At 62.9% G+C, this 14371-nt stretch carries 12 protein-coding genes and 2 pseudogenes; 12 read left to right on the top strand and 2 right to left on the bottom strand.

Features of this window, described 5'->3' with window-relative positions:
- Positions 1-51: 51 nt before the first annotated feature.
- A pseudogene (locus AC1DRP_RS12040) lies at positions 52-273 on the bottom strand (ABC transporter substrate-binding protein); the annotation flags it as partial.
- A 170-nt stretch (positions 274-443) separates the two neighbouring features.
- Here AC1DRP_RS12040 and AC1DRP_RS12035 point away from each other — a divergent pair.
- Entirely contained in the window at positions 444-1937 is a 1494-nt protein-coding gene (locus tag AC1DRP_RS12035; protein ID WP_476768582.1) for an ABC transporter substrate-binding protein, read from the top strand.
- Positions 1938-2893: 956 nt separating this feature from the next.
- Positions 2894-3790 (top strand): DMT family transporter, encoded by an 897-nt coding sequence (locus AC1DRP_RS12030; protein WP_476768588.1) that lies wholly within the window; start codon positions 2894-2896, stop codon positions 3788-3790.
- A gap of 16 nt (positions 3791-3806) precedes the next feature.
- Here AC1DRP_RS12030 and AC1DRP_RS12025 read toward each other — a convergent pair whose 3' ends face one another.
- On the bottom strand, positions 3807-4214 hold the full coding sequence (locus tag AC1DRP_RS12025) for a hypothetical protein (RefSeq protein ID WP_476768590.1): 408 nt from the start codon (positions 4212-4214) through the stop codon (positions 3807-3809).
- 494 nt (positions 4215-4708) lie between these two features.
- Here AC1DRP_RS12025 and AC1DRP_RS12020 point away from each other — a divergent pair, with 494 nt between their 5' ends.
- From AC1DRP_RS12020 to tnpC, 10 genes and pseudogenes are all read left to right on the top strand, one after another.
- Positions 4709-5431, top strand: a complete 723-nt coding sequence (locus AC1DRP_RS12020) for a GntR family transcriptional regulator (RefSeq protein WP_441492570.1) — start codon at positions 4709-4711, stop codon at positions 5429-5431.
- Positions 5432-5439: 8 nt separating this feature from the next.
- Complete coding sequence (locus tag AC1DRP_RS12015; protein ID WP_476768581.1) at positions 5440-6135, top strand: type 1 glutamine amidotransferase; 696 nt, start codon at positions 5440-5442, stop codon at positions 6133-6135.
- 28 nt (positions 6136-6163) lie between these two features.
- Positions 6164-7201, top strand: coding sequence for an ABC transporter substrate-binding protein (locus tag AC1DRP_RS12010; RefSeq protein ID WP_441492568.1), 1038 nt, complete (start codon positions 6164-6166; stop codon positions 7199-7201).
- 2 nt (positions 7202-7203) lie between these two features.
- The gene (locus tag AC1DRP_RS12005; RefSeq protein WP_441492567.1) at positions 7204-8334 is read left to right on the top strand and encodes a M24 family metallopeptidase; all 1131 of its coding nucleotides are present in this window, start codon (positions 7204-7206) and stop codon (positions 8332-8334) included.
- Between the two features lie 5 nt (positions 8335-8339).
- On the top strand, positions 8340-10031 hold the full coding sequence (locus AC1DRP_RS12000; RefSeq protein ID WP_441492566.1) for an ABC transporter permease subunit: 1692 nt from the start codon (positions 8340-8342) through the stop codon (positions 10029-10031).
- Complete coding sequence (locus tag AC1DRP_RS11995; RefSeq protein WP_441492565.1) at positions 10028-11026, top strand: ABC transporter ATP-binding protein; 999 nt, start codon at positions 10028-10030, stop codon at positions 11024-11026. Before AC1DRP_RS12000 ends, AC1DRP_RS11995 begins: the two co-directional genes overlap by 4 nt.
- Before the next feature lie 26 nt (positions 11027-11052).
- On the top strand, positions 11053-11982 hold the full coding sequence (locus AC1DRP_RS11990; protein WP_441492564.1) for a dihydrodipicolinate synthase family protein: 930 nt from the start codon (positions 11053-11055) through the stop codon (positions 11980-11982).
- A 278-nt stretch (positions 11983-12260) separates the two neighbouring features.
- Positions 12261-12641 carry an IS66-like element accessory protein TnpA gene (gene tnpA / locus AC1DRP_RS11985; RefSeq protein WP_476768580.1) on the top strand — a complete coding sequence of 127 codons (381 nt, stop codon included), beginning with the start codon at positions 12261-12263 and terminating at the stop codon, positions 12639-12641.
- A complete protein-coding gene (tnpB, locus tag AC1DRP_RS11980; protein WP_441493345.1) occupies positions 12638-12985 on the top strand; it encodes an IS66 family insertion sequence element accessory protein TnpB in 348 nt (115 codons plus the stop codon). The genes tnpA and tnpB overlap by 4 nt, the downstream gene beginning before the upstream one ends.
- 59 nt (positions 12986-13044) lie before the next feature.
- Positions 13045-14371: pseudogene (gene tnpC, locus AC1DRP_RS11975) on the top strand (IS66 family transposase); the annotation flags it as partial.

Raw genomic sequence — 14371 nt, 5'->3', positions numbered from 1 at the left:
CAGACGTTGCAATATTACCCAAAACCGGACATGGCCGACCGGGATCTGGTAGTTGCCGTTCTGCCAACGGTCCTGCTGGGCACCCCACTCTAACACCTCGACTTCGGCCTTGATGCCCGCAGCCTGGAGCATTGCCTGCGCAATAATGGCGACGTCGAAATTCGCGGCGTTCCGCTTGTTCGTAGTGATGACGATGGTCTCGCCCTTATAGCCAGCTTCCTTGAGCAGCTGCTTCACCCTGGCCGGATCATGCCGAAAGCCCTGCTCATGCACCTCAGTATGGTAGAACGGCTCGGCGAAGAAACGCCTCCATTGGATTTTGACCGCGAGAGAACGTTCTATTTTCACATGTCACAATAGAATTGTGGTCATTTCGGCGGGGTGCGAAACTGGCGGACTATCCGAAAGGCACAGGCCCCAACGCGCTCCAAAAGGACCAGGTGATGAAGCTCAAGGTTGGCAGATGGCTGGTTGCAGCCGCCTTGGGGTTCGCCACCCCTGCGCTTGCCAGTGCAGACCGATTGGTGGTGGATCTGGCGGCCGAACCCTCGACGCTCGATCCGCAGATCCAGTGGAATCCCGATAGCTACTACGTCTACCGCAACATCTTCGACAATCTCGTCACCCGCGACGACAAGGGCGATATCATCCCTCAGATCGCCACCTCCTGGCGCAGCCTGTCCAATACAGAAATCCTATTCACGCTGCGTGGCGACGTGACCTTCCATGATGGATCGAAACTCACCGCCGAGGATGTCGCCTTCAGCATCAAGCGTATCACCGACGCATCCTTTGGGAGTCCGCAGCGGGGGCAGTTCGACAAGATCGTTGCAGCCGTACCCCTCTCGACGACGGAGGTGAAACTTGTCACCGACGGGCCGTATCCGGCTTTGCTCGCCCAGCTCGTGAAGCTCTCAATCGTGCCAAAGGCGGTCGTCGAGAAAGTCGGCAACGACCCCTTCAATCTCAAGCCGGTCGGGAGCGGTCCGTATCGATTCGAAAGCTGGCAGCGCGGCGTTGCCGTGACCCTGAAGCGCAACGACGACTATTGGGGCACCAAGGGCCCATTCCCGACCGTGCTCTTTCGCGCCGTGCCTGATGGTGCGACACGCGTCGCCAATCTGCAGGCGGKGAGCTCCGACCTTGCCGTGGGGCTCGACAACGACCAACTCGCCCAATTCAAGATGTCGCAGCGGGTTAAGCCCCTGACGGCCCTAACCGAGCGCCTCGCCTATCTGCGCCTCAATCCGAACCAGCCCCCCTTCGATAACCCCAAGATTCGCGAAGCCGTGGCGCGAGCTGTCGACAAACAGGGCATCATCGACGGCATTCTGGGCGGGCAGGAGAAGCCCATCGCGCAGATGTTGACGCCGGCACATTTTGGCTGGGCCGAGGGCATCGCCGGCCCCACCTACGACCCGGCGCGCGCCAAGGCGCTTGTCGCCGAGGCCGGGGCTGCAGCCAAAGTGCCGTTTGCGCTGACCACCGCGCCCTTCTTCGATCAGCGCGTCGTCCAGGCGATCCAACAGCAATTGCGCGATGTCGGGTTCGAGGTGACCATCACTTTGGTCGACACGCCGAGCTTCCTTCAACGGACCCAGCGCGGACCCATCGACTCTCCCATCCTCGCCATCAGCCGCTCCTCCTGCGCTTGCCAAGACGCGGACGGTGCGCTGTACCAACTCTTCCACTCCGGCAATGGGTGGACGATCGTCGAGAACAAGGAGATCGACGGGCTGCTCGACCGCGCGCGCGCGACGCTCGACCCCGCGGCACGATTGGCCGACTATCGCAAGATCCATGAAATTGTTGCAGCGACACTGCCCGTCGTGCCTCTTTACCAGACCGTCGTCGGCTATGGCGCCGCCAAGCCACTGCAGTTCACCCCGACGCCGAACGAAAGTCTGTTCCTCAACCGCATGCGTTGGGGGGAGTGATTTGAGTCGAGCTGGCATTGGCACGTTAACTGCCGGCGGGCGTCAGGGCCTGAACCGGTCGCCTTCATGTTCGGAAGCGCAAACCTACCCAGTCTTGGTCGATCGAATTCGGTTTCTCGCGAAAGTCATGCCCTGAACCCAGTCGGCCAATCATCCTGTTGCTGACCCGGTCGATTGGTCAGCCGACGGAGTCATACAAATGCCTCCGATCCCGAATGGGGGCGATTAATTCGGCGCGCCCTAGTAGCGAATACATCATTATCCGCTCGGAGCCACGGCCGCACGTCCTCTCAGACATCGGCCTAAATCATTCAAAAGAAACCGTAAGCACGGCGGATGGCTGCCCCGACTTTGCGCGTTTGCGACCGTCCACCAAGAGGCGCAGAGGCCGTTCGGGAGCGGGTTATCAGGCCCATGTGGACCCACCCTCGGTTCGCCTGACAATCCACTTCCGGACGCGCGGCTACGCGCCAAGGTCATGGAACTCCTCACCTTGACGCTCCCGACAGCCAAGGCGTCCGATCTCGTCGATAGGCTCGGTAATCTCGACGGTATGTCGGACGTAAGGACGCTGCCTTTACTTTTGAGCGCCGAGCCCCCTCCACCGGTCTTCAGTTGATCGGATGCCGGCAGCCTTGGCGGATGTGGAGCTACCCGCCCGTCATGCATCGCCGTGGTTCGGCTTCGGGATCGCGCGGATGCAAGTAAGGGGCCCCCATCGGGAAGGCAGGGCGCGACGACGGAGGACCACATCGCATGCAAATTTCACATGGCGGGTAGGGCTTCTTCGCTCGGCGATCGCGACGCGAATTCATAGTTTGATCACGATCATGCGTCTTGCTTGAACCAAGGATATGGCGCGCCGCCAGATCGAAATTCCCGATCGGATCGATATGTCACCCCCGTCTGCAGCTGCCACCGCGGCCGATTGCGATGCCTATTCCTCTGACGTCTCGATAAGGAAGCCCCCTACCCGTCCCCCCGCTATCTCGTTACCCGCAGACAACACCCTCCTCGCCATAGGTCTCATCCTGGCGAGCACATTGTTCTTCGCCGCCGGTGATGTCTCGGCGAAACTCCTGACGGCAAACCTTCCCGGCGTGCAGGTTGCCTGGTTGCGCTATCTCGTATTCGTCATTCTGGTTGTGCCGAYCGCGTTCGCTATGAGCGGCAGGCGCGCCCTCGTGGCCGCCTCGCCCGGCATGCAGACTCTTCGTGGCCTCGCAGTGGCTGGCTCCGCGATGCTCTTCATATTGGGCCTCACGCAGCTTCCCGTTGCGGAGGCAACCGCCATCAATTTCATATCGCCCATATTCATCACGGCCCTGTCCATCCCATTGCTCGGCGAGAAGGTGGGCCTTCGCCGCTGGGCAGCGGCAGCGGTCGGCTTTGCAGGCGTGCTCATCGTCGTGCGACCGGGCACGGCTGGGTTCAGCTTGGCGGCTCTTCTTCCGATGGGAGCCGCCATGTGCTGGGCGGTGGCCGCGATCGTGACGCGGAAGATGCATGCCGAGCGGTCGGAGGTGACGATGGCCTGGTCCGCGCTCATCGGTTTTGCGGTGCTGTCCGTGGGCGTGGCCTTCTCCTGGCACCCTTTGACACTGCGGGAGATCGGGATCGGCGTGGCCATGGGCTTGTTCTCGACCATCGGTCACTGGCTGGTCATCCTCGCCTTCAAGAAGGCCCCCGCATCGACGATCGCCCCGTTCTCGTACGTGCAGCTCGCCTCCGCCGCCCTGCTCTCCTTCGCCATATTCGGGGCCGTCCCCGAGGCCATGACCTTCCTCGGAGGAGCGGTGATCGCGGCGAGCGGACTCTACACGGCCCACCGGGAACGCATCCGGGCTAGGTAGCTGTCGGCGAGCGAGGCTATGGAGCGTCTAGCCAGCCATGTAGTCCTGGCCACCTGGCGCTTGAAATCAGGTGTTGTGGGTGCGGTGTCGGGCCATGGCTTAGGTCGTCGCGATCTTCGCATGGGCGAACAGGCTGATGCATCAATCGGGCGATCGATCCTCGTCGGCGGTCGAGTTCGCGCAGATTACGTGTGATCGCGTCGCATTCGTCTACGGCGAACGATCTCGGCTCAGAGCGGAGGATCACTTCCAACCGCCCGGTCCGGGTCATCAAAGGGGAGGTCGTCAGCTCCGCCTCGCCCTCTCCCTCATCGCCAACGCCAATCGAAACCGCCTCAGCCAGCAGCCTGTCCTTGCTCAGCAGGCCCGCGTCCTCGAGCTTTTCCAGGTCGGGCAGGTGGCGCAGGCTGGCGAGACTGAACACCGACAGAAACTGCCCCTACCCGTCGGGTTAGTGCTGGCAGCCTGAGCGATCTGAAACCTTCGGGCGTCTGGTGCTCAGAGTCCCAAGCGTAGATGCCGGTAAGGTTGATGTGTTCCCAACTGAATATTAGCCGTCGGCGCGAGCGCGGGATCCAGTCGCGTGGTCCCGTGTTTGACAAATCCCAGCGCCAGAGCCCGTCGCCTCACCTGCCCGAACGGGGCCTAAAACCGCCGGAAACGAACTCACGGATGGTTAAACCTTGGGGCAACGTCAGGGCGAGCAAGCCGTTTTCCCGGTGGGAGGCGCCCCCACGCTGAAGGCGCCCGAAATCACCGCGTCCGATCGGCTTCCACGGACAGCGACAGAGGTCGACCGCCCGGATGCCCGGTGATCTGCCATCAATCTCAAGAGATTGGTCGAAATGTAGGCGCGGGTGCCGCTCATTTTTGCAGCGGTCCGCTTGACTCAAGCTTGGTATACCAAAAGTATGCCTTATGCAGATTACCTCACCGGCCCAACAAACACTCCCCGAAGAATCGCTTGCGGCGCGCGCCATGCAGGAGATCCGCCGCATGATATTCGCCGGCGAATTGCCGGGCGGCACAGTGGTCCAGGACCGTAAGCTTGCCGAGCAGCTCGGGCTCTCCAGGACACCGGTTCGCGAGGCGCTCGGGCGCCTCGCTGGAGAAGGCTATCTGCGGCGCGATAAGCGAATACTCACCGTACAAAGCGTGTCGTTCGAGGATGTGATGGAGATTCTCGCGACACGCCGCCTCATCGAAGCCGAGACTGCGCGGCTTGCTGCGGGTCGTATGACGGCACGTCGGCTGGCCGATTTGCGCGCCGCCATCGAGGGAATGGTCGATCCCCGCGAGGTCTCTCACGATCGCCATTGGACCGTCGATGACCTGGTCCATCTGTCGATCGCCGAGGCCAGCGGCAACCGGATGATGGCGCGGCTGGTCAAGGATCTCCGCGAGCGCACCCGGATGTTCGGGCTATCTCGCATCCCCCGTCGCTTCGACCCGGGAAAGGGTGAGCACCTCGCGATTGTCACAGCATTGGAGCAAGGCGACGGCGACGCGGCGGCCCGCGCCATGACCGTTCATATCGACAATGCCCGCCAGGGAATCCTCGACTTGCTCGCCGGCACGCTAGCGCGCGAACCGGCGTTGGGCCCACGCGAAGACCAGAAGAACCAAGGATCGACGTTATGAGCGGACGCATGCTTTTCCTCCAGAATGGCCCCAAGCAGGAGTCTGTGGCGAAGCTGCCCGAACGCTTCGAGTCCTGGGGGCTCGATGTCGATGCTCGCTGGGTTTTCAACGGTGACTTCCCCCAAACCCTGGCCGGATATGACGGCATCTTCCTCTCCGGCAGTCCTCATGGTGCCTATGAGGACATCCCATTCATCAATCGCGAGCACGACCTGATCCGGGAGGCCGACGCCCTTGGGATCCCGATGCTTGGGGTCTGCTTCGGCAGCCAGATCCTGGCTTCGGCGCTCTGCGGGCGCGACCAGGTGTTTCGCCGGTCCTTCTGCGAAGTCGGCAACAAGTGGCTCGACGTATCGCCGGAAGCGAAGAGCGACCTCATCGCCGACGAGATCGGTGAGCGGGTCTACATGTTCGTCTGGCACAACGACGAGGTGCGCGCCGACCACCCCGACATGCGGATTCTGGCGTCGAGCGACCTCTGTCCCAATCAGATCTGGCGTTATCAGGACCGCAAGGTCTGGGGCATTCAGGGCCATCCCGAGATCACGAAGGCGCAGGCACAGCTTTGGTTCGAGCAGAGCCGGGCCACGATGGAACGCGACGGCGCCGATATCGACGATCTCAAGGCGACCGCCGACGAGGCCCTGCCGGCCAAGACCATGCTCAGCAAGTTCGCCGCGCTTTGCGGCGCAACCGCCGCCTAAACCGACATTCTGCAAAGAGGAGAGGGTTATGAAGAGGCTCATCGTAGCGGCCACAGCATTGGCGCTGTTCGCCCCGGGTATCGCCAGCGCCAAGGAGATGACGTTTTCTTCGTGGGGCGGTGCCTATCAGGAGGCAATTCGCAAGGCCTGGATCCAGCCGTTCACCAAGGAGAGCGGTATCAAGGTCGAAGAGGATACCGGGCCTGAGACCGCCAAGATCAAGGCGATGGTAGAGACTAAATCCGTGAGTTGGGACATCGTCACTGCCGGCGGCGGTGGGTTGATGCGCGGCGTCCGCCAGGGTCTGTTCGAAAAGATCACACCCGACATGGTCAATACGGATCACGTCATCCCCGGCGCGCGCAACGACTACGGCGTCGCCTCGGAGATCTTCTCTACGCTGATTGGCTTCTCGACCAAGGCCTTCCCGGCCGGCGGCCCGCAGCCCAAGAGCTTCGCGGACTTCTGGGACACGGCAAAGTTCCCGGGCAAGCGGACCCTCCCCGACAAGCCCGAAACCGTCATCGAAGCGGCGCTGCTCGCCGACGGCGTTCCGATGGCGGATGTCTACAAGACGCTCTCGACCGAGGCGGGCCTTAAGCGTGCTCTTGATAAAATCCGCGTGCTGAAGCCCAACGTGGCTGTCTGGTGGGCGAGCGGCGCGCAGCCGGTCCAGGCGCTGGGCTCCGGCGAGGTCGTGATGGCTCTGGGCTGGAACGGCCGCTTCCAGTCGGGCATCGAGTCCAAGCTGCCTATCGCCATGGTCTGGGAGCAGCAGATCCCGCAGGTCGGCTTCTTCATGATCCCGAAGGGCGCGCCGAACAAGGCCGAGGCCGTTGCCTTCCTGAACTACATCGCCAAGCCCGAGAACAACGCCCGCCTTTCCGAATACGTCGCCTACGGACCGACCACCGAAAAGGCCTGGGCTTCTATCCCCGCCGCGCGGGCCGAGAGCCTTCCTTCTACCCCGGAGCGGCTGAAGAACGCGCTGTTCCTCGACATCGAGTGGTGGGCCGACAACGGCGCAAAAGTGACCGAGGCCTACACCACCATGCTGAAGGATTGACCATGTCGATCGCCACCCCCTGGTTCCCGCGCGAGGACTATCTCGCGCGGGTCGAGAAAGTCCGCGCCGAGCTGGCGCGGACAGGACAGGACGCCTTCGTAGCCTTCCTGCCTGAGACCGTGACCTATCTCACCGGCTTCTTCACGCGCGGCTATTCGAGTTTTCAGTTCGCCGTCATCCCGCTCAACGGCGATCCCGTGCTGTTCTGCCGCGATGTCGAGGAATATTATCTCGACGCGACCTGCGTGTTCCCGAAGCGGGTCATGTGGACGGACTCCGACGACCGAATTGCGGTCGCGGCACGCGCGATCACTGAGGCGGTTGGCGCCAAGGCAAAGCTCGCCGTCGAGATGCAAGCGTGGACCCTTAGTGTCTCGCGCTACGATGCCTTGCGCGCCGCACTGCCTGAGACAATCTGGAGTGACGCCTCGCGCTTCACCACCGCGATGCGCTTCATCAAGTCGCCCGCTGAGATCGCGTATCAGCGCGCGGCCGGGAACGCGGCCGAAGCCGGCATGGCGGCGGGCATCGCCTCGGCCAAGGCCGGCGCGACAGAGCGCGAGATGGCGGCCGAAATCTGCGCCGCGATGATCCGCGCTGGCAGCGACCTACCCGGACCAGGCGTCCTGTCGTCCGGCGAGCGCGCTTATCACCTGCATGGTGGCTATTCCGACCGCGTGCTCGCGACCGGCGACATCGTCCAGCTTGAGACGACGCCGAATGTGCGCCACTACCATGCGCGCTTCATGCGTCCGATCAAGGTCGCCTCGGCCACCGACGAGGAGCACGCCATCGTTGCCAGGCTGATCGCAATTCAGGATGCGGCGATAGATGCCGTGAAGCCTGGTGTTGCCGCGACAGTGCCGGATTCGATCTATCGCGAGGGCGTGCTGTCAGCCGGTCTACGCGAAACCTATACCAACAAGACGTTCTATTCCGTCGGTCTGATGCTGCAGCCAAACGGGGGAGAACCGCTGGAGGCAGAGCCGACCGCGAGCTGGCACTTCGCGCCCGGCATGACCTTCCACACCTATGTGCTGGCGAAGGGCTTCGGCATGTCCGAGACCATCACCATCACGGCGGAGGGCTGCGAGCGGTTGACCAACTTTCCGCGTCAGCTCTTCGTGGCGTGACCGGCATGGCGACATTTGCATCCGCATCGGCACGGCGTCCCGCCGTGGCGGGACGAGGCTTCCCGGTCTGGCTCGGGCTTTTGCCCTTCGCCATCGTGCTAGCGGTGCTATTCGCCGTTCCGGTGCTGTCGCTGCTTAAGCTCGCCTTCGGCGAGGCCGGCTTCACGCTCGCGCATTTCCGACGAATGGTCGAGGTTCCGGTCTATCGTTCAGTGCTCGCCACGACGCTTGGCATCGCCGGGCTCGTGACGGTGCTGGCGGTCCTGGCCAGCTATCCGCTCGCCTATGTCATGGCGACGGTCGGGCCGCGCATGCGCGCCCTGTTGATGCTGCTCGTGCTGTTGCCGTTCTGGACGAGTGCTCTGGTGCGCACGACGGCCTGGATCATCCTGCTTCAGAGCAATGGGGTGATAAACAAGCTCCTGATGGGCGCCGGCCTGACTTCCACGCCGATCGCCTTCATCTACAATCTATCTGGCGTGCTGATTGGGATGACTCATGTGCTCATGCCGTTCATCGTGCTGCCGCTCTATGCAGCCTTCCGCAATCTCGAACTTTCGACAGTCCAAGCCGCCGAAGGCCTCGGCGCAGGGCCCTTCACCATCTTTCGTCGCATCATTCTGCCATTGACGGCGCCTGGCGTGGTCGCGGGAGCGATGATCGTCTTCATGAACGCAATCGGCTTCTATCTGACGCCCGCTTTGATGGGCGGCCCGGGCCAGACCATGGTCGCGCAAATGATCGCGACCAACATCAACACCGACCTGAACTGGCCCTTCGCCGCGGCACTCGCCAGCGTACTGCTGGTCGCGACCATCACGATGCTTGCCCTGTTCCAGCGCTTCTTTGGGCTAGAGCGGCTGATTGAGGGCGGTGGCGGAAAGGCCGGGGAGCCCTTCACCGTAACCTCGCGCGGCCGCTCGCCTGGCGGCTGGCTCGCCATCCTTTGTGCGGGGCTAATCGGCGCCTTTTTGATCGCTCCCATCGTCATCGTCTTTCCGATGAGCCTGGGCTCCTCGCCCTTCCTCAGCTTTCCGCCCGAGAACTACAGCCTCGTCTGGTACGAGAGCTTCTTCAACACGAGCAAATGGGTCGCGGCGCTAACGCGCTCGCTTCAGATCGCCGCACTCGTCGTCGTAATCTCTGTCACACTGGGGACGCTTGCCGCGCTGGGCGTGTCACGCATGAAGCCGCGTTGGCGCAGCACGGTCGAGACCCTCTTTATCCTGCCGATGATCGTGCCGGTCATCATCCTGGCCGTCGGTCTTTATTACCTGCTCGCGCCGACGGGACTCGTCGGTTCGATCTGGGCGGTCACGCTTGGCCACGTCGTACTCGCGACGCCCTATGTCTTCATCACTGTGCGCGCCGCGCTGAAATCCTTTGACCAGAATCTTGAACTGGCGGCGCTGGGCCTCGGGGCCTCCTGGGTTTCAATGTTCCGCCGCGTGATGCTTCCGGGGATCGCGCCGGGGATCGCGGCAGGTGCAATCTTCGCCTTCATCACCTCATTCGACGACGTCGTGATCGCGCTATTCCTGACCAATATCCGCAGCCGTACGCTCCCGAAGCTGATGTATGAAGGCGTCGCTCACGAGATCGATCCGACGATCATCGCCGCCTCCTGCCTGATCATCCTGGTCACGGTGCTGGTGCTCGGCATCAATCTCCTCGTTTCGAAGCGCAAGACATCATGAGCATCTCCGCTTTAGGAAAAGCCGTCTCGATCCGCTCGCTCGGCAAGAGTTACGGCACGACCCTCGCGCTTGACGGCGTCTCCCTGGAGATCGCCGCCGGTGAATTCTGCACGCTGCTGGGGGCTTCCGGCTCGGGCAAGACGACGCTATTGAAGACCATCGCCGGTTTCGAGACTTACGATGCCGGCCAGATCCTGGTCGGCGGTTCCGACATTGGCCCAGTGCCGGTATCGAAGCGCAATATCGGCATGGTGTTCCAGAATTATGCGCTCTTCCCGCATATGAGTGTGCGCCGCAACGTCGCCTTCGGCCTCGAGATGCGGCAGGTCTCGAAGCGGGATGTCGACGCACGCGTCTCCGAGGCGCTGTCACTGGTCGATCTGAGCGCCTATGGCGAGCGGTTGCCCCGCCAGCTTTCCGGCGGACAGCAGCAGCGCGTTGCCCTGGCCAGGGCGCTGGTAATTAGTCCCGATATCCTCCTGATGGATGAGCCGCTGGGGGCTCTCGACAAGAACCTACGGCAGTCGATCCAGATCGAGCTGAAGCGGCTGCATGCTGCCGTCGGCGCCACAGTGGTCTATGTCACGCATGATCAGGAGGAAGCGCTCTTCCTCTCCGACCGTATCGCGCTGATGGACAAGGGGCGGATCGTGCAAGCGGGCACGCCCCGGGAATTGTACGACAGGCCGGCCAACCGCTTCGTCGCCGGCTTCCTCGGCGAATGCAACTTCATCGCCGTCGAAGGGCGTCAGATCGCCATCCGCCCCGAAAAAGTCTGCGTCGGAACCGAGGCGGCCAGATGCGACCAGAGCCTCCAGGCTCGCGTCGGATCGGTCAATTTCATCGGGCGCGGCTTCCGCGTCATGCTCGAACGCGAAGGCTTCGAGGTCGCAGCCTTGGTTGACGCGTCCGACGAAATCGCTGCCCTGCAGCCCGGTGCGACCGTGTCATTCGGGTACCTGCGCGGCGACGTCATGAACATCGCCTCTGCCTGATCGCGAATAACGAAGAGAACTTCAAAATGCTCCTTACTGCCAGCGCCTCCGGCGTCTACCCGATCGCACCCACGCCGTTCCTGCCCGATGGAGCGGTGGATTGGGCCTCGGTCGACAGTTTATTCTCCTTCTACGACACGATAGGCGCTGATGGGACGACGGTGCTCGGGATGATGGGCGAAGCACCAAAGCTTGAGCCCGATGAATCGCTTGGCATCGTCAAGGCGGCAGTCAGGAACATGCCGGGCAAGCCGGTCATTGTCGGCGTCTCCGCGCCAGGTTTTGCCGCCATGCGCACGCTGGCGCGCCAGTCGATGGAACTCGGCGCGGCCGGGGTGATGATCGCCCCGCCATCGTCGCTGAGGACCGATGATCAGATTACCGGCTATTATGCTCAGGCGGTCGAGGCGATCGGCTCCGAAATCCCCTTCGTCATCCAGGACTTTCCGTTGGCCCTGTCGGTGATCATGACGCCGGCCGTGATCCGCAAGATCGTCATGGACAACCCCTCCTGCGTGATGCTGAAACACGAGGACTGGCCGGGTCTGGAGAAGATATCGACGCTACGCAGGTTTCAGAAGGAAGGCTCACTGCGCGATCTCTCGATCCTCACTGGCAATGGTGGAATGTTCCTCGATTTCGAGATGGAGCGCGGCGCCGACGGCGCGATGACGGGTTATGCCTTCCCCGAATTACTGATCGACGTCGTGACGCTTCAGAAGGCGGGCAATCGCGACGCCGCGCACGATCTCTTCGACACGCATATGCCGCTGCTGCGCTACGAGCAGCAGCAAGGCGCGGGCTTGGCCGTCCGCAAATACACGATGATGAAGCGCGGCATCCTCAGCCATGACGCGCAGCGTAAGCCGGGCTCCACCATCACAGCCGCCGCGAAGGCAGAGGTCGACTACCTACTAGAACGCGTGGCAAAAACCGACCCCAGAGCGAATAGCTGAGCCTGGAGTCGCGTTTCTCCGCCAATTTGCGAGATTTCAACTGCGGCTCAAACCGTGCCCCCTCTGGACCTATGTGGGAACGGTTGAACTGAAGGCGGGTTCTGCTGGGATGTGACGTCCACCCGAGAGGTCCAATGCTCACTCACCTGCTAAATGGCATCGGCGCTTATGCCGGAACAATAATGCAGCCCCCACCCGAACTGTAGCCCTTCGGCGTGGGCCGCCTTGCGGTGGCGCGTGCTGAGTGAAGAAATAGGCGTATGGATAGTCATACGCCTATGCCGAAGCTCTCTCGGCTTGAAGTGATCACGACGGGGTCGCGGCGGCGGTGGACGCCGGAAGAGAAGCTCCGGATCGTCGCGGAGAGTTATTCTGGTCACCGAGCGGCATCTTCGACGGCTCGGCGGCATGGACTGTCGAGCAGCCAGCTTTTCGCCTGGCGCAAGCTGGCCCGTGCAGGCCGCCTATCGGAGATAGACGAGCCAGGCTTCGCGGCGGCGATCATTGTCCCGGAGGCGGCTGCGGCGCTGGAGCGGTCGGCTTGTTCGGCTGGAGCCGGACGTATGGAAATCATCATTGACGACGTGCGCATCCTCGTCGATGCGAGCGTCGATGRTGCAGCCTTGGCCCGCGTGGTCGCTGTCATTGGGCGGCGATGATCCCGGTTCCGTCGAACGTGCGGGTGTGGTTGTCGGTCGGCCGGACCGACATGCGCCGGGGGATGACGGGGCTGGCGCTTCAGGTTCAGGAGGCGCTGGGCCGGGACCCGCACGCTGGCGATTTGTACGTCTTCAGAGGCGCCAGGGGCGATCTGATCAAGATCCTTTGGCACGACGGCCTGGGCATGTCGCTCTATGCGAAGCGGCTGGAGAAGGGCCGCTTTATCTGGCCGTCGCCGGCCGACGGCGTGGTCGCAATCTCGGCGTCGCAGCTGGCCTATATGCTCGACGGTATCGACTGGCGGAACCCGCGGCACAGCTGGCGGCCAAGCAGCGCCGGATAAGGTCGGGACGCTTCATTTTTTAGGAGTCAGCGGGTGGGATTCATGATTCACTTCTTGTCGTGGACGCCGCTCTTGCCGACCTGCCGGACGATATCAACRCGCTGAAAGCGGCGCTGACGATCGAGCGCGCGAAGACGCGGGACGTGGCCGCGGACCTGGCGGTGGCGCGCGCGAAGGCGTCCGAAGATCTGGCCTTGATCGCCCATCAAAAGTTGCGGATCGCCAAGCTGGAGCGGCAGATCTACGGCCCTCGCTCCGAACGGTCGCAACGGCTCATCGACCAGTTGGCGCTGCAGTTCGAGGAACTGGAAGCGAGTGCCACCGAGGATGAGCYGGCTGCGGAAATTGCCGTGGCCAAGGCCACGGTTGTGGCAGGGTTCACCCGCAAGCGCCCCGAACGGAACACCTTCCCCGATCACCTGCCGCGCGAGCGTGTGGTGATCGATCCTCCGACGGCATGCGACTGCTGTGGCGGAACCCGACTGCGCAAGCTGGGCGAGGATGTAACCCGGACTCTGGAAGCGGTCCCCCGCCAATGGAAGGTGATCGAAACCGTGCGGGAGAAGTTCACCTGCCGGGATTGCGAGAAGGTCAGCCAGGCGCCGGGCCCCTTCCACGTGATCCCCAGGGGATGGGCCGGCGCCAACCTGCTGGCGATGATCCTGTTCGAGAAGTTCGGCCAGCATCAGCCCTTGAACCGACAGGCCGAGCGCTATGCCCTGGAAGGCGTACCGGTCAGCCTCTCGACCATGGCCGACGCCGTGGGGTCGGGCTGCGCGGCACTCGACCCGGTTCTGAGGCGGGTTGAAGCGCATGTCATGGCGGCTGAACGCCTGCAYGGCGATGACACCACCGTGCCGGTTCTGGCCAAAGGCAAGACCGATACKGGACGATGTTGGGTCTACGTCCGCGATGACAGGCCGTTCGGTGGGGCATCGCCGCCGGCGGCGATGTTCTATTACTCCCGCGACCGCAAGGGCGAGCATCCSCAARCCCATCTGGCCGGATATRCCGGGCTRTTCCAGGCCGACGCCTTCGATGAAGTCCCGGGCGGATCCTGGAAGCAGGGTGCTGGGTTCACGCCAGGCGCCCGTTCTTCGCCATGGCYGATCTTGAGGAGAACGCCCGGCGGCAGGCTGCGGGCAAGAAGACGATCGCCCTCTCTCCCCTTGCGRTCGAGGTCGTGCGCCGCRTCGACGCCCTGTTCGAGATCGAGCGGCCGATCAACGGCAAGARTGCGCWGGAGCGCSGGACAGTTCGCCAGGACCTGAGCAAGCCGCTTGTCGATGCGCTTGCGGTCTACATGCGCGAACAGCGYGCCAAGCTCTCCCGCGGCCACGACCTCGCCAGGGCCATCGATTATATCCTCAAGCGCTGGGCAGCCTT

The organism is Allobosea sp. 01N443 (assembly GCF_056399325.1).
This window is presented reverse-complemented; position numbering and strand designations above follow the sequence as displayed.